The organism is Anaerovibrio sp. (assembly GCF_024697385.1).
GTDB lineage: Bacteria > Bacillota > Negativicutes > Selenomonadales > Selenomonadaceae > Anaerovibrio.
Genome location: NZ_JAILFV010000024.1, coordinates 1 through 17,637, shown reverse-complemented (window position 1 = coordinate 17,637; position 17,637 = coordinate 1). Strand labels below are relative to the sequence as shown.

Genomic DNA, 17,637 nt, shown 5'->3' with positions numbered 1-17,637 from the left:
ATATAATTTTTTAGCCATTATCCTCCCGGTAATGGTATGAGTGGGATGACTGTTTTTAATTTCGCTTTTTCAGTCATCATTTAAGGGGAGCTGTAAGCCCATACAGCTCCTTTTTTTTGTGGGAAATTTACATGGGAAGGGGGGAGGTGCATGCAATTTGCTAAATTTGTCCCGTTATTTATACATTATGAGTTATTTTATTCGGTTATATATTGTTTCATGAGTTATATTGAACTGGACTTTTCAAAACTGTATAATACATATGTGGAATTTTGTCCACATTGTTTTGTTGTGCGAAAAATAACAGAAAGGATGTAATAGGGTATGGAATTAGATAGCCTTTCATCATTGGAAAAAAGAGAAATTCTGTTTACTGATATAAAAAATGCCATTGAGGTACAGTGGATTAATATGTCCAAATTACCAAACGATGATGCAATTATCCGTTCCAGCCTGACTATGTCGGATATTGATTCGGCCGAAGCCAGGCTCAGGCGGTTTTCTCCCTTTATTAAGATGGTTTTTCCTGAAACAGTGGAAACCAATGGAATTATTGAATCACCTTTGGTGGAGGCACCGGGGCTTCGTGCTGCATTGAACGGAGTAAAGATCGATGCCGGTATAGCAGGAAAATTGTACCTAAAACTGGACAGCGAGCTGCCGATTGCCGGATCAGTCAAGGCGAGAGGTGGAATATATGAGGTACTGAAGCACACTGAGGAGCTGGCTGTCAAAAGTGGTGTTCTTGACAGCTATGAGGACGATTACTGTAAAATAGCAAGCCCGGCCGGGAAGGCCTTTTTTGCCACGAAGAAAATACAGACCGGCTCTACCGGAAATCTGGGACTCAGTATTGGTATTGCCGGGGCAGCCATCGGATATGAAACCATAGTGCATATGTCCTCTGATGCAGCCCAGTGGAAAAAGGATTTGCTTCGTAGCAAGGGGGTAAGAGTTGTTGAATATGACGGTGACTATACTCAGGCTGTGGCAAAGGGTAGGGCTGAATCTGATGCCGATCCGGACAGTTATTTCGTGGATGATGAAAATTCGGCTGATTTGTTTTTGGGTTATGCTGTAGCCGCCAAAAGGTTAAAAAAACAGCTCAGACAACAAAAAATACAGGTGGATGAAAAGCATCCACTGTTCGTATATATTCCATGTGGTGTAGGTGGTGCACCGGGAGGAATCACCTTTGGGCTCAGACAATTTTTGGGAAATGATGTGCACTGTTTTTTTGTGGAGCCTACTCAGGCACCATGCACCCTGTTGGGAATGGTTACCGGGCTTTATAACAACATTTCCGTGCAGGATATAGGACTGTCCGGAAAGACCTATGCTGATGGGTTGGCAGTGGGCAGACCATCGGCATTTATCGGTGACTTTATCAAGCCTTTCTTTGATGGCATAGTCACCGTAAAGGACAAAAGATTGTTTGAATATATGCGCTATCTGTGGAATTCAGAAAAAATATTTATTGAGCCAAGTTCCTGTGCTGCAATTCACGGGCCTGTTATTATGAATCATTCCAGTGAAATGAGTGATTACTTGTTTGACAATAACCTGACCAGGTATATGGAGAATGCTGTACATATTATCTGGGCTACAGGGGGAAGTCTTGTTCCTGATGAAATCAGGAAGGAAATGCTGGAAAAAAGAGTATGATTAATTATTGATTTGGAGCTGTAAAAATGGATTTTATTGTAATTTCCCTGCTTATATATTTATTGGGAACTGTAACAATTGTATGGCCAAAAAATGCCGAATTGATTGCCCATTATCTGGGAATGCTTTGTGCTGTAGTGGCCAGCGGGATGGTGACATATGCTTCTGCTGCTTATCTGCTTAATCCCGTTGATGAATGGCTGGTTGAAGGAGTGTGGGGAAGCTATTCCATTCAGGCAGATGCCTGGAGTGCGGCATTCCTCCTGCTGACCGGTGTAGCCGGTGTAATAATAAGCATCTATGCCATGGGATATGGCAAGACATATCTGGGCAACAGGATCCGGCTGTTGGGCGGCCTTTGGAACTTATTCCTTTTGTCAATGGTGACGGTGCTCATTGCCGGCGATGCCTTTACTTTTATTGTCTTTTGGGAAATTATGGCCCTGGTATCCTTTTTGTTGGTTAATCACGAGGCCGATAAAAAGAAAACAGTCAGTGCCTCCTATCAGTACATGGTAATGACACATATCGGTACAGCGGCCATAATGGTGGCTTTTTATATGGTTGGCAGCTGTTCAGAGAGCTTTTCCTTCACTGATATGTCAGGCAATACCCTGAGTGGTTACATGAAGGATATTGCTTTTATTTGTGCTTTTTTGGGATTTGCGTTAAAATCCGGACTGATGCCTTTGCATATATGGCTGCCTAATGCTCATCCGGCTGCACCGAGTCATGTTTCAGCCATGATGAGCGGTGTCATGCTCAAGGTAGCCCTGTACGGTTTTGGCAGGTTTGCCTTCCAGTTTATCGGTATGGATATATTCTGGCATGGTTTTGTAGTCATGGTAGTTGGGCTTATATCTGCTTTTCTTGGTATTCTGTATGCCAGCATGGAAACTGATATGAAAAGAATTTTGGCTTATTCCTCTGTAGAAAACATGGGGATTATTTTTTCTGCCTTTGGCTGCGGGATGCTGCTTTATTCCATGCAGCTTACTTCTGTAAGTGTTATTGCCTTTACTGCTGCCTTGGTTCATGCCTGCAGTCACAGCCTTATGAAGGGATTGATGTTCATGAGTGCTGGTGCAGTAAAACATGCCCTTGGCAGTAAAAACATTGAATTGATGGGTGGTTTGGCAAAGAAAATGCCGTATACTGCCTTGTTTACCCTTATTGGTTCCATGTCCCTGGCATCGTTGCCGTTTACAAGTGGATTGGTAGGGGAATGGCTCACTTTGCAGAGCTTTATTACCCTTGCCCAGCAGGCCGGTACGCCTGAAATGAGGCTGCTTGTCGTGTTTGCCTTTATAATGCTTGGCCTCACCGGTGCTACTGCCTTGGGTTGCTTTGTCAGGATGTACGGTGTTGCTTTTCTGGGCCGGGCGCGCACCGGTATTGTGAAAAAAGCTCACGAGGTTTCTGGTTTTATGTTATTTGGAATGGGACTGGAAGCAGTCTTGATTGTTGTGATTGGCGTCATGCCTGATATCCTGGTGAACATGATGCAGGGAGTGTTCTCCAGGTTCTCGGTGGTTTCAATGGGTACTCCTATGGGGATTATCTGGGGAGGTAGTGGACAATATGCCATTTACAGCCCTGGCATTATCTTTGGGATTTTTGTGATTTTTAGCATATTTATGGTTGCTGCCCTGTATCGGTCTTCCAATTTCGTTTATAAGGATGTTACCTGGAATTGTGGTACTGAACCTACCAGTCGGCAGCAGTATTCGGCTACCGGATTCAGCAAGCCGTTGCGCCGTACCTTTGAAAAAATCCTTAGTCCAAAGCGCAGAATGACTTATCTGCGCAAGGAGCATGCTTATTTTGGACGCAAGCTCCAGTATAATCTGGAAATTCCGGATCTTTTTAACGACAAGCTGTATAAGCCTGTTCAGCAGATGATGATAAATTCTTCTTCGGCCTTCCATAAGATTCAGGAAGGCAGTGTGAGTATTTATATAGGTTATACAATGATTGCCATGATTTTTGTATTGATTTGGGGGGTATTGTTATAATGGAAAACCTTATTGCAAATATCGGCCTGAATTTGATACAGGGATTGGTACTGCTTATTTTTTCCCCGCTGATAATGGGGATCATAAATAAAGTAAAGGCCCGTCTGCAAAAAAGGATGGGGGCAAGCATTTTTCAGGAATATTTTGACCTGTTCAAGTGGTGGAGAAAACCAACGATAATCACTCCGTATACTACCAGTATTTTTATATTGGCCCCTGTGGTGTATTTTATGACCAGCCTCTATGCGGCAACGATGGTTCCTGGCTTTTTGACCGGCCAATTCAGTGCCGGTGATGCCTTTATATTCGTATATATATTGGCCTTGGGCAGGTTCTTTATGACCTTGTCATCAATGGATGCTGCCACATCATTTGGGGGAATGGGTGGTTCAAGGGAGATTTATGTTTCAGTCCTGGTCGAGCCTGCCATTATGCTGGCCATCCTTATTAACAGCCTGCGCTATCATTCCACAACACTTTCTGGGATGATAATAGATTATGATGGTGCATATTTTACAATCTCCGCTGTTTTGACCTGTATCGCATTCTTTTTGGTAATGTTGGCTGAAAACAGCCGTCTTCCTGTAGATAATCCGGATACTCATCTTGAGCTTACCATGATACATGAGGGAATGACCCTGGAATACTCCGGCAAACTCCTGACCTTGATTCATCTGGGAAGCTACCTTAAAATTATCGTTTTTCTTACTTTGTTTGGCGCACTTTATTTTCCAATCAACATACCTCTTTGGCTCAAGATATTGCTGGGAGCTGTCATTATTGGAATTGTTGAAACCCTTAACAATAAAATGCGCTTGTTCAAGGTGCGTGTATATCTTGGTGCGGCAATAGTATTCCTGTTGCTGGCAATTGTTGCAGAATAAGGAGGTCACATGGAATATTTAGTTGTTTTCTTAGTTCTTGTGGTTTTCCTGCAGACCAGGATTACCAATTTAAAACGGGCTGTTGTATGTCTGGCCGGGCAGTCCTTCATTATAGCTATTGCCTGCTTCTTTTTGGGCTTGTCCAATGGTGAGGGCATTCATGCCCTTTTGCCTGGTATACTGACTTTACTGGTTAAGGTGCTTTTTATTCCCGGGGCAATATATCATTTGGTAGGAAAGCTGAAAAACGAGCGGGAAATTCTTTCTGCCAGTAATGTAAATTATTCGACCATGGCAGCGGCCTTTTTTCTTGTGTGGGGATATTTCATTGTTGAAAAGTTAATGCCTGGTTCTGTAGGGCGGGATATTATTGCCGCTTCCATTCTCATGATTATGACCGGACTGGCACTGATGGTGCTGCGCAAGCGGGCCATTATCCAGATAGTTGGTCTCATCACTCTTGAAAACGGTATTTACCTCCTGGGACTGCTCATGACCGAGGGGTTGCCGCTTGTGGTGGAGCTTGGTGTATTTTTGGATGTGTTAATTGCTGTTGTGGTATTGGTTATTCTGACCTCCAGAATGAGGCTGTCGTTTATGACCACTGATACCAGCGTAATGAAAAAACTGAAGGGGTAAATTATGGATTACAATGTTGCTGATTTAATATATATCATTCTTGCCCTGCCGGTTATTTTCAGTATTGTTGCCGCCGTTAATTTATTGGGCAAAAATGTTTTGCATTGGCTTAACCGCATATTTGCATCGGCGGTTGCTGTAGCTGTGGTACTGCTGACACTGATTTTTGATCCTGAGACACCGTATATTGGTGAATATATTTATCTGGATGCACTTAGCATGTGGATGATCATAATAATCGGTACTCTTTATCTGGCCTTTGCCTGGACCAGTAAGGCATACCTGGACCGTGATACCAATAAGAGATATGGCTATCTGCGGCGGTTTGGTAGGCTGGAGGGGCGTTTTTATGCCTTATCCCACACATTTGTATGGATAATGTTTATTGTGGTTTTGGTAAACAACCTAGGCCTGATGTGGGTAGCAATTGAAGCCACAACACTGGTTTCGGCCCTGCTGGTTGCCTTTAAGTTCACCAGGACTTCCCTGGAGGCTACCTGGAAGTATGTCATGGTTTGTACCGTGGGAATTTGTTTGGCCCTGCTGGGAACCATCATAGTATATTACATTCAGTTGAATTTTATTGGAACTGATAATCCTTTGGACTGGCTTTATCTGTCACGACACAGTCAGGAGATGAATCCTGCCCTGGCCAAATTTGCCTTCTGCTTTCTGTTTGTTGGCTATGGTACCAAGATTGGACTGGCACCTATGCACGCATGGCTTCCGGATGCTCATTCTGAAGCTCCGGCATTGACCAGTGGCCTACTTTCGGGCGCTCTTTGCATTTGTGCCATATATGTCCTTATCAGGAATATTATCATTTTAATGCCGGCTATTGGCATTGACTTCATAAGTGGCCTTTGTCTTTTCTTTGGTATCTTTACTATAGCCGTGGCAGTGCCCTTCGTTGTGGTCCAGCGTGATATCAAGCGAATGCTGGCTTATTCATCCATGGAGAATTTTGGCCTGATGGTAGCGGCTTTGGGGCTTTTTGTTCCGGTTGCCCTGCAGGCAATGCTGCTACATATGTTCAATCATGCACTGGTAAAATATTCCCTGTTTTATACAGCCGGTACTATTATGGAAGAATATGGTACCAAAAACATGATGCGCATTCACGGCATGATGGTTCAGGTGCCAAAGACCTCATGCTTTTTGTTGCTTTCCATTGTGGCAATTTTGGGAATGCCGCCTTTTGGGGTGTTTTTCAGTAAATTCTACATGCTTTACGGATTTTTTACCGTGGATCATCCATGGCTGGGAGTAATTACTCTTGTACTGTTGGCAGGGATGCTTATTGGCATTCTTTATCATATCCTGCGCATGCTGGGCAGCCGTCCTAAGAGAAAATCCTCCGGGGAGCTTTTTGGCTATGTGGATTCCCTGGTCATTGCCGGATTGTTGATTTTTAGCTGTGTGGTAAGTGCGGGGCTTAGTCAGCTTACTGTATTGAATAATCTGTTGGAGTGTGCTGCAAGGATTATATTGGGAGGTGTAGCATAATGTTTACGGAAATTATGCCGGAAGCTGTCCTGGAGACAGCAGAAAAATACTCTGCCAATGGGGCACATCCTCTTACGGCAATGTTTGGCCGGGATGAAACAGAATCCGGGGCAGGCTATGCCATTTATTGTTGTTTTGAATTCCCTGAGAAAAAGGATATAGATGGATTTAAGATGGTCTTTGATCCAAAGGGTTCACTGGAATATGACAGTATTACTCATGTTGTTCCCGGAGCTGCCTGGTATGAAAGGGAAATCCGGGATATGTTCGGCCTTGTTCCCAAAGGACATCCTGATTTGCGCCCGCTTGTTTTACACGAGGGCTTTCCTGAGAATTTTTATCCCTTGAGAAAGAATGTAAGTGTCAATGCCAAGGTGCAGGGGGATAGAAAGTATAAAATGCGGACAGCCAAGGGTGAAGGACTGTTTGAAGTGCCGGTAGGGCCTATTCATGCCGGAATTATCGAGCCGGGACATTTTCGGTTCAGTCAGGCCGGTGAAGCCATGCTGCAGCTTGATGCCAAGTTATTTTATACCCACAGGGGAATAGAAAAGGCCGTGGAGGGAAAGACTCCCTATGAAGCCTTGCCGATAATCGAGCGTATTTGTGGTGCCTGCAGTATTGCCAATACCTGGAGTTTTTGTCAGGGGGCTGAGAAGATTGCAGGGGTACTTGTACCGAGGCGGGCAGAAATCATCCGTACTCTCTTGATGGAGCTTGAACGCATCACCAATCATGTAGGTGATCTGGGAAATATTCCGGCTGGTGTAGGCTTTAATCCTGCCATAAGTCTTGGTGGCAGGCTTAAGGAAAAGATGATGCGCTTGTGTGAAGCTGTTGCGGGCAACCGTTTTTTGCGGGGATTCATTGTACCGGGCGGTGTCAGGCAGGATATCACTGAGGAGCTGGCAGAGCATATTCATGAGGTCTTGGATGATGTGGCTGATGGCGTGGAAGACCTTTCAGTAATGTTTGCAGAGCAGGAAAATTTCCAGAACCGTATTCAGACTACGGGAATTGTGCGTAACCGGACTGCTGTTGATCTTGCCATGGTAGGTGTTGGCGCCAGGGCCAGTGGTTTTGCCCATGACAGTCGCAGTGATTTTGATTATGGTGTATATAGTGAATTGAATTTTAAGCCTTTTACAAAATCCATGGGAGATGTGGCGGCAAGAATTCTGGTAAGGATAGGTGAGCTTTCAGCATCCTTTGAAATGGTTGATTCCTTGCTGGAGATGCTGAATGGATGCCCCAATGATGACCTGGTAGCTGATATGAAATATGGTGCCGGTGAGGGCTGGGGAATCAGCGAATCGGCCCGTGGCAGTAATTTTCACTATCTGGTCCTTGATGATGCTGGCAAAATTGACAGGCTGTTTGTAAGAAGTGCGTCCTATCCAAATTGGCCGGCACTGACAGTGGCTGTCCAGGGGGATATCATTCCTGATTTTCCGTTGATTAACAAGAGCTTTGAGCTTTGTTATGCCTGCATAGACAGATAAAGGGGAGATGAGTAAAAGCTATGTTTAAGGTTTTGGAACGAATTTTTAGGGACAGGCTTGCTACCGGGAAAATCTCCCTGGCAGGCAGTGACCGTTTCAGGGGTCCTATCGAAGGTAGTACCAGCAGTGAAATTCTTGCCCGGTGCGCTGCATCATGCCCTGTAGCAGCTTTTGATGTTAAGGGTGAGGATTACACCATTGATTATAAAAAATGTATTTTTTGTGGAAGATGTGTAGAAGCCTGTGCCCAAAAGGCAGTGGAGGAATCCCGGGAAGATGGGCTGCATCATAAGCATGAGGATGCCATGCCTTATCTTATTGAGGCTGGCCAAGAGGTGCTTCAGGATGTGCTCAGGGAAAAGCTGGGCAGGTCACTGCATGTGCGGCATTTGGATGCCGGCTCATGTAATGCCTGTGATTTTGAGATGGGAGCAACGGGAAATCCATACTATGATCTCAGCCGTTATGGTGTGCATTTTGTAGCTTCACCACGCCATGCTGATTTGCTGATGGTAACCGGTGTTGTAACACGCAATTTGGAGCAGGCACTTAAAATGAGCTACGATGCCATGCCTGAACCACGGCTGGTCATGGCCTGTGGGGCATGTGCAGCAGGAGGAGAAACCTATGGTGATACCTATGCCATAGTAGGAGCTGCCGATAAGGTAGTGCCAGTTGACCTGTATGTTCCGGGATGTCCGCCAAGGCCATCAGCCATGATTGTGGGCCTTTTGGCGGCAGCTGATATGCTTAAGAAAAAGCTGTAACCAGGTTAAAGAAGGTTATTACTATCTGGTTTGGGCCTATAAATTCATAATGTAAGACGGATTTTGATTTCAGGCAAAATCCGTCTTTTTTTATTGATATGGTAGTGGGCAGGTCAGGGTTTGAATTATCCTGGGCGATTTTCTATGATAAATATTATCATTTACAATTGTTGCTAAATTGTAGTAACCTAGTAAATGGCAGAAAAATTATCATTTTATGATATTGCAATAAATTCAGAGGTGAAGGAAATGTATGATTTATCAGATGAGACTATAATTGATGGTGTACTGGCAGAGTTTTCCAAGCTTGCCGGGATTCCCAGAAAATCAGGCCATGAAAAGGCTGTAAGTGATTATCTGGTTGCCAGATTTAGGGATATTGGCTGCAAGGTGCATCAGGACCATATGTATAATGTGGTGGCAGATTTACCGGCAACTTCCGGAAAGGAAGCCATGCCGTTGACAATCCTCCAGGGACATATGGATATGGTATGTGTGGCTGCTCCAGGTGTGAACTACGATCCACTGACTGACAGCATCAAATTGGTGCGGAGCGACAAATTTTTGTCTGCAGAGGGTACGAGCCTGGGAGCTGATGATGGTATAGGAATAGCTGAAATCATTTATATTATGTCTGAACTGAAGGAGCATGGTCCTTTGCGGGCTGTTGTTACAGTTGATGAGGAAGAGGGGATGACCGGGGCTATAAATTTGGATAAAAAGTTTCTTTCGGATGCCCGGTACCTCATTAACTGTGACTCAGAAAATTATGATGAGCTGACTGTGGGAAGTGCCGGAAGTGTCAATATTGATTTTAACCGGGAGCTTACCTATGTGGCCCCCCAGGGGAATGTAGCTTACAAAATTGCCGTAAGTGGTCTTAAGGGCGGTCATTCAGGGATGGAGATAAATACCGGTCGCGGAAACGCCATACGGACAATGGCTATATTGATGAATGCCCTTGATGAAGCGGGTATTGTATATGAATTAGCCGGCTTTACCGGTGGCAAGGCCCGAAATTCCATACCGGCCCAGGCAGAAATAATTATTACGGCTGCTGTTGAAAAAGAGGTTATCCAGGAGGTCCTGACTGCTGAGAAGGATAGCTTTTTGGCGAAATATGGAGATAATGATGGTGATATTTCCTTGTCACTGGAGGCTGTCAATATGCCGGACAGGGTCATGACTGAAGAGGACCGCAATAGTATAATTCAGCTGATTGTGAGTCTTCACAGTGGGGTGTTCGCCATGTCCCAGGTGGTTCCGGGATTGGTGGAGACATCGGCCAATCTTGGGATGGTGCTTTTGGCTGACAGCGGCAATATCATCAATATAAAATATTTTCCCCGTTCATCAATAGACAGCAAATTGGGTGAGTTTGTCCTTCAGGCTGATATTATGGCCCAGATGGCAGGCTTTACAGCTGTTATCGGCACCCAGTCCCCTGGGTGGAAGGAGCGAAAGGACAGTGCCCTGGCCAGACTGATGCAGGAAGTATTTTGTGAACAAAATAAAAAGCCGATGAAGGTAGAGACAATACATGCCGGATTGGAATGTGGCTGGCATCTGAACAAAAATCCTCAGCTTGATATTGTATCGATAGGAGTCACAACCCATGATATACATAGTCCTGAGGAACGCCTGGAATTGTGGAGCATCGTTCCGCAGGTGAAGCTTATTGCAGAAACACTGAAACGAATAGAACAGGTGTAAATTACCGGTAGAATACAGGAGCCTGGAGAACATACTGTATATGAAAAAATATTTTTGGATAATTTTAGGTACAATAAATCTAATATTGGGAACTATTGGCATTGTGCTGCCGATTTTGCCAACTGTGCCCTTTTATTTGGTTACATTTTATTGTTATGCCCGTGGCTCAAGAAAGCTGCAGAAATGGTTTATGCGTACCAATGTCTATAAGAACAATTTGCGGCCATTTATAAAGCAGCGGGGAATGACTATGGGGGCCAAAATCAAGCTGATAAGTACAGTTACGGTATTGATGGGTGTTGGCTTTTACATGATGGAAGGCACAACGGCAGGGAGGATTGTTCTCGTCATTGTATGGCTGGTCCATTTGTATATTGTTTTTATGCGCATGAAAACCATAAAGGAACAACAATAAAATTAAATGTCTGAGTATCTTATGGATGCACAAAAGTTTACAATTTTAATATAAAATATTACACAACCTCAAAATATTCTTATTTTTTATTTTGGGAAGGATGTTTTAAAAAATATATAGTAAATGGGATAAACACATGGTATAATGACGATATGCAGATGGGGAATCCTTAATATTATTTTTTATGGAGTGATATTATGTTTAAAGAATTAGCTTATTATGACGGAAAAATCGGTACACCTGATGAGGTCATGATTCCTTTTAATGATCGTTCACATTTCTTTGGGGATGGTGTTTATGAGGCTACAGCTGCCGGCAACCATGTACCATATCTTATTGACGACCATCTGGACAGATTTTACAGCAGTGCTGCTGCCTTGGACATTAATATTCCAATGGAAAAGGCTGAGCTCAAGAAATTACTTCAGGACCTGGTAAAACAGGTAGAGGGAAATACCCATTTCGTTTATTGGCAGGTTACCCGTGGTGTAGCACCTCGGGGACATATATACGGTGAAGGCATGGTTGGCAAGCTCTGGGTTTATATCCGTCCATCCAAGATCGGTGATCCGGAGACAGCAATTAAGCTGAAGACCAGACCTGACCTGAGATTTGAGTATGGTAATATCAAGACACTGAATCTTTTGCCAGCAGTTCTGTATTCGGAAGAGGCTTCACGGGATGGTGTCCATGAGACTGTACTTCATAGGAATGGTGTTGTCACTGAGTGTGCTCACAGCAACATTTCCATTATCAAGGATGGATATCTGATCTCTCATCCAAATGATCAGTACATACTCCGTGGTATTGCCAAAACCCATATGATTCAGGCCTGCTATCGTCTGGGAATACCTGTTTTGGAGAGGGAATATACCTTGGAGGAATTGATGGATGCAGATGAGATTTTAGTAACTTCATCTTCCAACTTTATTTTGTTTGCCGATACTGTGGATGGCAAGAAGGCAGGCAATAAGGATCCTGAAACCAGGAATCGTCTCAAGGATGAGCTGGTCAGGGAATATTTTGCCTATACCGGCCGCACCACATTAAATGATTAAATGATATTATTGGGAATATGGTTGAGCAATGGGGCTCAGAGATAACTCAGGGCAAGATGTCTTCTTCCCGAATAAGGAAGGAAAGCCGAAGAATGATTCATCTTTGGGACAGCACAACTGTAATCCGATGCGTTGAAGCACAAAGGGTCAATATCTGCACTATGTAGAGAATTGGCCCTTATTTTGTATATTGGAGGATTATTATGAATGCAGTTGATTTGAATTGTGATTTAGGCGAGAGCTTTGGTTGTTATACCATTGGTATGGACGAGGCAGTTATTCCGTATGTAACATCTGTAAATATAGCCTGTGGCTGGCATGCCGGGGATCCCCTAATTATGGAAAAAACTGTAGCCTTGGCCAAAAAAAATGGTGTGGCAGTTGGTGCTCACCCCGGTTTTCCTGACCTTATGGGATTTGGACGAAGACCTATGACGGTAACTCCTTCTGAAGCTGGTGCTTATGTAAAATATCAGATTGGCGCCTTGATGGCCTTTGTCAGAGGACAGGGGCTGGAGCTTCAGCATGTAAAGCCTCACGGGGCACTCTATAATATGGCTGCCAAGGACGAGGCTTTGGCTGCAGGTATTTGTGAGGCTGTTGCCTCTGTAGACAAAAATTTAATTTTTATGGGACTGGCAGGTTCTGTTATGCTGAAGGCCGCCGAGGAAAAGGGCCTGAGAGTTGCCAGCGAGGTTTTTGCTGACAGGGCTTATAATGATGATGGTTCATTGGTCAGCCGTAAGCTGCCGGGAGCAGTTATTCATGATCCTGCTGTTGCAGTCAGTCGGGCTGTAAAAATGGCCAAGGAGGGCAAGGTTGTCAGTATTAATGGGAAGGAGATTTCCATCAGGGCTGACAGCATATGTGTTCATGGAGATAATGCCCAGGCAGTGGAGCTGGTCAGCAAAATCAGAAATGCCCTTGTGGAAGCGGGAATTGAACTGAAAAATCTCAGATAATGCCGGAGGCTATTTATATGACAGATGTAAAAATCCTTATTAATGGCGATAAAGCTGTATCAGTTGAATTCGGACAGGAAATCAGCCTTCATATCAATCATAAGGTTACAGCACTGAAAACAGTGCTGGAATCTGAAAAAATCACCGGTATAGAGGAGCTGATACCTACCTATTGTTCGCTGCTGATAATTTATGATCCCTTGATTTTGGATTATGATACCTTGAAGGATAAATTGAATTTACTGCTGGACAAGCTGGATTCCGTGTCATTACCGGAAAAAAGGGTTATTGAAATACCGGTAGCCTATGGTGGTGAATATGGTCCTGATCTTTCAGAGGTTGCGGCTCTTCACAATATGACACCTGAGGAGGTCATCCGCCTTCATGCTGCGCCTGAATACCCCATATATATGTTGGGGTTTGTGGCAGGATTTCCCTATTTGGGCGGAATGAACAAGGCTATTGCCACTCCCAGGAAAAAAACTCCGCGGCTTAGGATTGTCAGTGGCAGTGTTGGAATTGCCGGTGAACAGACAGGAATATATTCTGTGGAATCTCCTGGTGGTTGGCAGATCATTGGGCGTACACCCCTTAAGCTGTATGATGCCACCAGAGAAAAGCCGGTGTTGCTGGAGGCTGGTCAATATATCAGGTTCAAACCAATATCAGATGATGAATTTAAGGCGATGATGGAATGAGTATTAAAATTTTAAATGGTGGTCTGATGACTACTGTACAGGATATGGGCCGATTTGGATACCAGGCCAGTGGTATGCAGGTATCTGGTGTTATGGATGTGTATTCTGCATCAATCGCCAATACTTTGGTAGGAAATGATGTGAGGGCAGCAGTGCTGGAAACTACCTTTCTGGGGCCGGAGCTTGAAATCATGGATTCCTGTCTGATAGCTGTTGCCGGTGGGTTACCTGAGCTTATGGTGGATGGCCAAAAGGTGGAATGCTATAAGGCATTACGGTTGAATAAAGGTCAAAAACTGAGATGTGGTGGCATGTCTCAGGGAATCAGAAGCTATATTGCTGTCGCCGGTGGTTTTTCTGTTCCGGAGATTCTGGAAAGCCGGTCAACCAATTTAAAATTGGGGATTGGTGGTCTGGAGGGCAGGCAATTGGCTGCCGGAGATATACTGGCCATAGGTGAACCCTCCGATTTTGCCAAAGCCATACTTGCCGGAAAGGCAATGCCGGGCAGCTGCAGACCTGTTACAGGGCAGGGTGATGTCACTGAGCTACGTGTTGTACTTGGCCCTCAGGATAATTATTTTTCAAGTACTACCATTAATGAAGTATTCGCCCAGGGGATATACACCGTATCAAATAATTCAGACCGCATGGGCTATAGGCTGGAGGGAGAACCTGTTAAATGGGAAAATGACAAGGACATGATAACCGATGGTATTGTTTTTGGCTCGGTACAGATTCCCCCAAATGGTCAGCCTATAATCATGATGGCTGATCACCAGACTACCGGTGGTTACCCGAAGATAGCAACTGTTATAAGTGCTGATTTGCCTGTGCTGGCTCAATGCACACCTGGGACGAGGGTTCATTTCAGCATAGTTACTGTACAGGAAGCCCAAAGGATTTATAGGGAGTTTGTATCAGGGCTAAATAACAGGCTGGAAAATATAAAACGCTCCCCGGTGGGGAAAAACAAGGTTGTAAACTATGAGCTAAAGGTTAACGGACAGCTGTTTCAGGTGTCTGTAGAGGAAATGTGAGCAGGAGGTGTCCGTAAATGTCAGATTATGGAAATATGCGGCCAGAGGATATTTGGCTGAAAATTAGAGAGGGAGAAATAACAGGTCAGACCTCTGGGATGGCCAATGGTTATGCCCAGGCAAACCTGGTAATTCTTCCGGAAAAATATGCCGCTGATTTTGAGGAATTTGCCAAAAAGAATCCTAAGCCTTGTCCTATTCTTGAAATAATGCGAGGTACAAAATTTGTAAAGGATATGGGTGAGGGAGCCAATATTCTGACTGATATACCTAAGTATCGTATTTTTGAAAATGGTGTGCTTGTCAAAGAGGTGACTGATGCTACTCCGTATTGGCAGGATGATTTTGTGGTATTTCTGATTGGCTGCAGCTTTTCCTTTGAGGAGGCATTGATGGAATCCCATATAGATATACGCCATATTTCGATGGGGTGTAATGTACCGATGTTCAAAACAACTACCATGTGCGAACCTGCAGGAATTTTTGAAGGGGAGCTGGTAGTCAGCATGCGGCCGATGTCACCTAAAAATGCCATGATGGCTGATGCCATAACAAGCCGTTTCCCTAATGTTCATGGTGCACCGGTAAACATTGGACACCCGGAAAAGCTGGGAATAAAGGATTTGTTCAAGCCGGATTATGGAGATCCGGTCAAGTTCCAGCCAGGAGAAATACCTGTATTTTGGGCTTGTGGTGTGACGCCGCAGGCTGTAATCGAACATGCCAAGCTGCCTCTGGTTATTACCCATGCTCCTGGATGTATGTTTATCACCAACAAGCTCAATTCTGAAATTAACGATTTTCTTGAATCAAAGAAGTGAAATGGGGAGGAATGATTATGTCCTTTTTTGCTGAATTAGATAATATTATGAGAGAGGATCCGGGAAATAGGGGGCTGATACCTTCTCTGCCTGCTAATCCTGTTGATAAACTTGATGCTGCGTTAAATGGCGTTTCACGGGTGGTATTGCTTACCGGTTTTCCTGTAAAGCTGGAGGAGGGGGCTTTCATCGGTGAGACTGACGGTCCAATAGGTACGGCCAATATTGCCGCTTCCTTTGAAAGGCTTGGTATTGATGTATTACCGCTTACTGATGAAGAAGGTCTGAAGCCCTTTGCCGCTGCCTTACGGGCAATAGGCTGCAAGTCTGAGCCGATATGCGTGCCGGCCAAAGACACTGAAGCCTTTATACGCCGCACACTGGATGATTTTGCGCCTACCCATCTTATTACCCTGGAACGGCCGGGGAAGGCCAGGGATGGTCATTATCATAATATGGGGGGAGCAGTAATTGATGATATGCTTGCAGATACCACCTGTATAATTGATGAGGCCAGGAAGCGGGGCGTTGTCACCATTTCTGTGGGAGATGGCGGCAATGAAATAGGTATGGGGTCCCTGCGCAAAACCATTGAGGCCAAGGTTCCTCATGGAGTGGAGATATGCGCTTCGGAGTGTGCTGAAATATCCGTTGTGAGTGGCGTTTCCAACTGGTGGGGCTGGGGCATCAGTGCCTTGCTGTCATTAAAGCATGGAATAGACCTGATGACCGATGAATCCATGGAAATGAAGGTCATCAAGGCTGTGGTTAAGGCCGGTAGTGTAGATGGCTGTACCAAGGCAAATGATATTACAGTGGATAATTTATCCATGAAGGTACATATGGATATATTAAACAAGGTGCGTCATATCCTTAGACGGGAAATGGTCAATTAATATTTTAGTTATATGTATTATTAAAAAAGGGGTTACTGAGGTAATCCCTTTTATGGTGCATCCTTGTTTGCATGGGATACTGTTGCTATGGTATAATTATCGTTGTGTTTGTATTAGTGAAATGAGACTTATTCAACAGTGGATATGTATTATTATTGCTGGAGCTTGGTCGAATTTACCCAGAGCCGATGAATAAAAGTCTTTCAGTACCTTTTAGAGGGATGAGGCACTGATATTCTATGGCATCTGATGAATCTATATCAATATATGATTTGGATGGTGATAAAATGAAGGTAACCAAAAAAGACATGGAAAATGTTGCAGTATTGTCCCGTCTGGCAATTCCTGCAGATAAGGAAGCCCAGTATACCCAGCAGCTCAATGATGTTCTGGAGTATTTTGACAATCTGAGTGCTGTTCCTACTGATGACATCAAACCTTTGGCACATGTATTACCTGTCAGCAATGTATTTCGCGAGGATGTGGTCAAGGAATCACTGGATCGTGAGTTGGCTTTGTCCAATGCACCGCTAAAGGAAGATGGCTATTTTAAGGTTCCAAAGGTTTTGGAAGATTAATGGGAGGCAATACTGTGAAATTATTTGAACAGCCGGCACATGTCCTTCATGACATGCTTGTCAATAAAGAAATAACCTCATTGGAGCTTACAGAAGCAGTTTTGGCCCGCATTGATGAGGTGGAGGGGGATGTGAAGGCATATCTGACCATTACCCGTGATGAAGCAATTGCTCAGGCAAAGGCTGCAGATGAAAAAATTGCCAGGGGTGAAAAGATTTCCTTTTTGGAGGGTATTCCCGGAGCTATCAAGGATAATATCTGTACCAAGGGAATAAAGACCACCTGTGCATCAAAAATATTGCAGAATTTCGTTGCACCATATGACGCAACGGTTATGACTAAAATTAAGGAGCAGAACACCGTTATCATCGGCAAGGCCAATATGGATGAATTTGCCATGGGTGGTTCTACTGAGAATTCAGCTTTTCAGAAGACCGGAAATCCATGGAATACCCAGTGTGTACCAGGTGGTTCTTC

17 protein-coding genes are annotated in these 17,637 nt (G+C 44.3%); all 17 read left to right on the top strand.

Going from position 1 to position 17,637, the window contains the following annotated elements:
* Nucleotides 1-324 precede the first annotated feature (324 nt).
* The gene (locus tag K6C05_RS01465) at nt 325-1,665 is read left to right on the top strand and encodes a D-serine ammonia-lyase (RefSeq protein WP_296730556.1); all 1,341 of its coding nucleotides are present in this window, start codon (nt 325-327) and stop codon (nt 1,663-1,665) included.
* Nucleotides 1,666-1,691: 26 nt separating this feature from the next.
* Nucleotides 1,692-3,680, top strand: coding sequence for a proton-conducting transporter membrane subunit (locus K6C05_RS01460; RefSeq protein ID WP_296730555.1), 1,989 nt, complete (start codon nt 1,692-1,694; stop codon nt 3,678-3,680).
* Entirely contained in the window at nt 3,680-4,564 is an 885-nt protein-coding gene (locus K6C05_RS01455; RefSeq protein WP_296730554.1) for an NADH-quinone oxidoreductase subunit H, read from the top strand. Before K6C05_RS01460 ends, K6C05_RS01455 begins: the two co-directional genes overlap by 1 nt.
* A 9-nt stretch (nt 4,565-4,573) precedes the next feature.
* Nucleotides 4,574-5,203: a hydrogenase gene (locus tag K6C05_RS01450; protein WP_296730553.1), complete on the top strand. Its 630-nt coding sequence runs from the start codon at nt 4,574-4,576 to the stop codon at nt 5,201-5,203.
* 3 nt (nt 5,204-5,206) lie between these two features.
* A complete protein-coding gene (locus K6C05_RS01445; protein WP_296730552.1) occupies nt 5,207-6,709 on the top strand; it encodes a proton-conducting transporter membrane subunit in 1,503 nt (500 codons plus the stop codon).
* Nucleotides 6,709-8,211: an NADH-quinone oxidoreductase subunit C gene (locus K6C05_RS01440; RefSeq protein WP_296730550.1), complete on the top strand. Its 1,503-nt coding sequence runs from the start codon at nt 6,709-6,711 to the stop codon at nt 8,209-8,211. Before K6C05_RS01445 ends, K6C05_RS01440 begins: the two co-directional genes overlap by 1 nt.
* Before the next feature lie 20 nt (nt 8,212-8,231).
* Nucleotides 8,232-8,978: an NADH-quinone oxidoreductase subunit NuoB gene (nuoB, locus tag K6C05_RS01435; RefSeq protein WP_296730548.1), complete on the top strand. Its 747-nt coding sequence runs from the start codon at nt 8,232-8,234 to the stop codon at nt 8,976-8,978.
* A 195-nt stretch (nt 8,979-9,173) separates the two neighbouring features.
* Nucleotides 9,174-10,691 (top strand): beta-Ala-His dipeptidase, encoded by a 1,518-nt coding sequence (pepD, locus tag K6C05_RS01430; protein WP_363317148.1) that lies wholly within the window; start codon nt 9,174-9,176, stop codon nt 10,689-10,691.
* Between the two features lie 40 nt (nt 10,692-10,731).
* Nucleotides 10,732-11,106 carry a YbaN family protein gene (locus K6C05_RS01425; protein WP_296730546.1) on the top strand — a complete coding sequence of 125 codons (375 nt, stop codon included), beginning with the start codon at nt 10,732-10,734 and terminating at the stop codon, nt 11,104-11,106.
* A gap of 197 nt (nt 11,107-11,303) precedes the next feature.
* On the top strand, nt 11,304-12,164 hold the full coding sequence (locus K6C05_RS01420) for an aminotransferase class IV (protein WP_296730544.1): 861 nt from the start codon (nt 11,304-11,306) through the stop codon (nt 12,162-12,164).
* A 203-nt stretch (nt 12,165-12,367) separates the two neighbouring features.
* Nucleotides 12,368-13,126 (top strand): 5-oxoprolinase subunit PxpA, encoded by a 759-nt coding sequence (locus K6C05_RS01415; protein WP_296730542.1) that lies wholly within the window; start codon nt 12,368-12,370, stop codon nt 13,124-13,126.
* A 17-nt stretch (nt 13,127-13,143) separates the two neighbouring features.
* On the top strand, nt 13,144-13,824 hold the full coding sequence (gene pxpB / locus K6C05_RS01410; protein ID WP_296730540.1) for a 5-oxoprolinase subunit PxpB: 681 nt from the start codon (nt 13,144-13,146) through the stop codon (nt 13,822-13,824).
* Nucleotides 13,821-14,864: a biotin-dependent carboxyltransferase family protein gene (locus K6C05_RS01405; protein WP_296730539.1), complete on the top strand. Its 1,044-nt coding sequence runs from the start codon at nt 13,821-13,823 to the stop codon at nt 14,862-14,864. The genes pxpB and K6C05_RS01405 overlap by 4 nt, the downstream gene beginning before the upstream one ends.
* 17 nt (nt 14,865-14,881) lie before the next feature.
* A complete protein-coding gene (locus K6C05_RS01400; RefSeq protein ID WP_296730537.1) occupies nt 14,882-15,685 on the top strand; it encodes a putative hydro-lyase in 804 nt (267 codons plus the stop codon).
* A gap of 17 nt (nt 15,686-15,702) precedes the next feature.
* Nucleotides 15,703-16,581 (top strand): DUF4392 domain-containing protein, encoded by an 879-nt coding sequence (locus K6C05_RS01395; protein WP_296730535.1) that lies wholly within the window; start codon nt 15,703-15,705, stop codon nt 16,579-16,581.
* Nucleotides 16,582-16,868: 287 nt separating this feature from the next.
* Nucleotides 16,869-17,159, top strand: a complete 291-nt coding sequence (gatC, locus tag K6C05_RS01390) for an Asp-tRNA(Asn)/Glu-tRNA(Gln) amidotransferase subunit GatC (protein WP_296730557.1) — start codon at nt 16,869-16,871, stop codon at nt 17,157-17,159.
* 14 nt (nt 17,160-17,173) lie between these two features.
* Nucleotides 17,174-17,637 (top strand): amidase (locus K6C05_RS01385; protein ID WP_296730533.1); only part of this gene is annotated, 464 nt, incomplete at its 3' end.

Excerpts from the sequence above, each read along its gene's own strand:
- K6C05_RS01400 (WP_296730537.1), top strand. The coding sequence starts at position 14,882 with ATGTCAGATTATGGAAATATGCGGCCAGAGGATATTTGGCTGAAAATT.
- K6C05_RS01465 (WP_296730556.1), top strand. The coding sequence starts at position 325 with ATGGAATTAGATAGCCTTTCATCATTGGAAAAAAGAGAAATTCTGTTT.
- K6C05_RS01440 (WP_296730550.1), top strand. The coding sequence starts at position 6,709 with ATGTTTACGGAAATTATGCCGGAAGCTGTCCTGGAGACAGCAGAAAAA.
- K6C05_RS01460 (WP_296730555.1), top strand. The coding sequence starts at position 1,692 with ATGGATTTTATTGTAATTTCCCTGCTTATATATTTATTGGGAACTGTA.
- K6C05_RS01425 (WP_296730546.1), top strand. The coding sequence starts at position 10,732 with ATGAAAAAATATTTTTGGATAATTTTAGGTACAATAAATCTAATATTG.
- nuoB (WP_296730548.1), top strand. The coding sequence starts at position 8,232 with ATGTTTAAGGTTTTGGAACGAATTTTTAGGGACAGGCTTGCTACCGGG.
- K6C05_RS01445 (WP_296730552.1), top strand. The coding sequence starts at position 5,207 with ATGGATTACAATGTTGCTGATTTAATATATATCATTCTTGCCCTGCCG.
- K6C05_RS01450 (WP_296730553.1), top strand. The coding sequence starts at position 4,574 with ATGGAATATTTAGTTGTTTTCTTAGTTCTTGTGGTTTTCCTGCAGACC.
- pxpB (WP_296730540.1), top strand. The coding sequence starts at position 13,144 with ATGACAGATGTAAAAATCCTTATTAATGGCGATAAAGCTGTATCAGTT.
- K6C05_RS01405 (WP_296730539.1), top strand. The coding sequence starts at position 13,821 with ATGAGTATTAAAATTTTAAATGGTGGTCTGATGACTACTGTACAGGAT.
- K6C05_RS01415 (WP_296730542.1), top strand. The coding sequence starts at position 12,368 with ATGAATGCAGTTGATTTGAATTGTGATTTAGGCGAGAGCTTTGGTTGT.
- K6C05_RS01420 (WP_296730544.1), top strand. The coding sequence starts at position 11,304 with ATGTTTAAAGAATTAGCTTATTATGACGGAAAAATCGGTACACCTGAT.
- K6C05_RS01455 (WP_296730554.1), top strand. The coding sequence starts at position 3,680 with ATGGAAAACCTTATTGCAAATATCGGCCTGAATTTGATACAGGGATTG.
- K6C05_RS01395 (WP_296730535.1), top strand. The coding sequence starts at position 15,703 with ATGTCCTTTTTTGCTGAATTAGATAATATTATGAGAGAGGATCCGGGA.
- pepD (WP_363317148.1), top strand. The coding sequence starts at position 9,174 with ATGGCAGAAAAATTATCATTTTATGATATTGCAATAAATTCAGAGGTG.
- gatC (WP_296730557.1), top strand. The coding sequence starts at position 16,869 with ATGAAGGTAACCAAAAAAGACATGGAAAATGTTGCAGTATTGTCCCGT.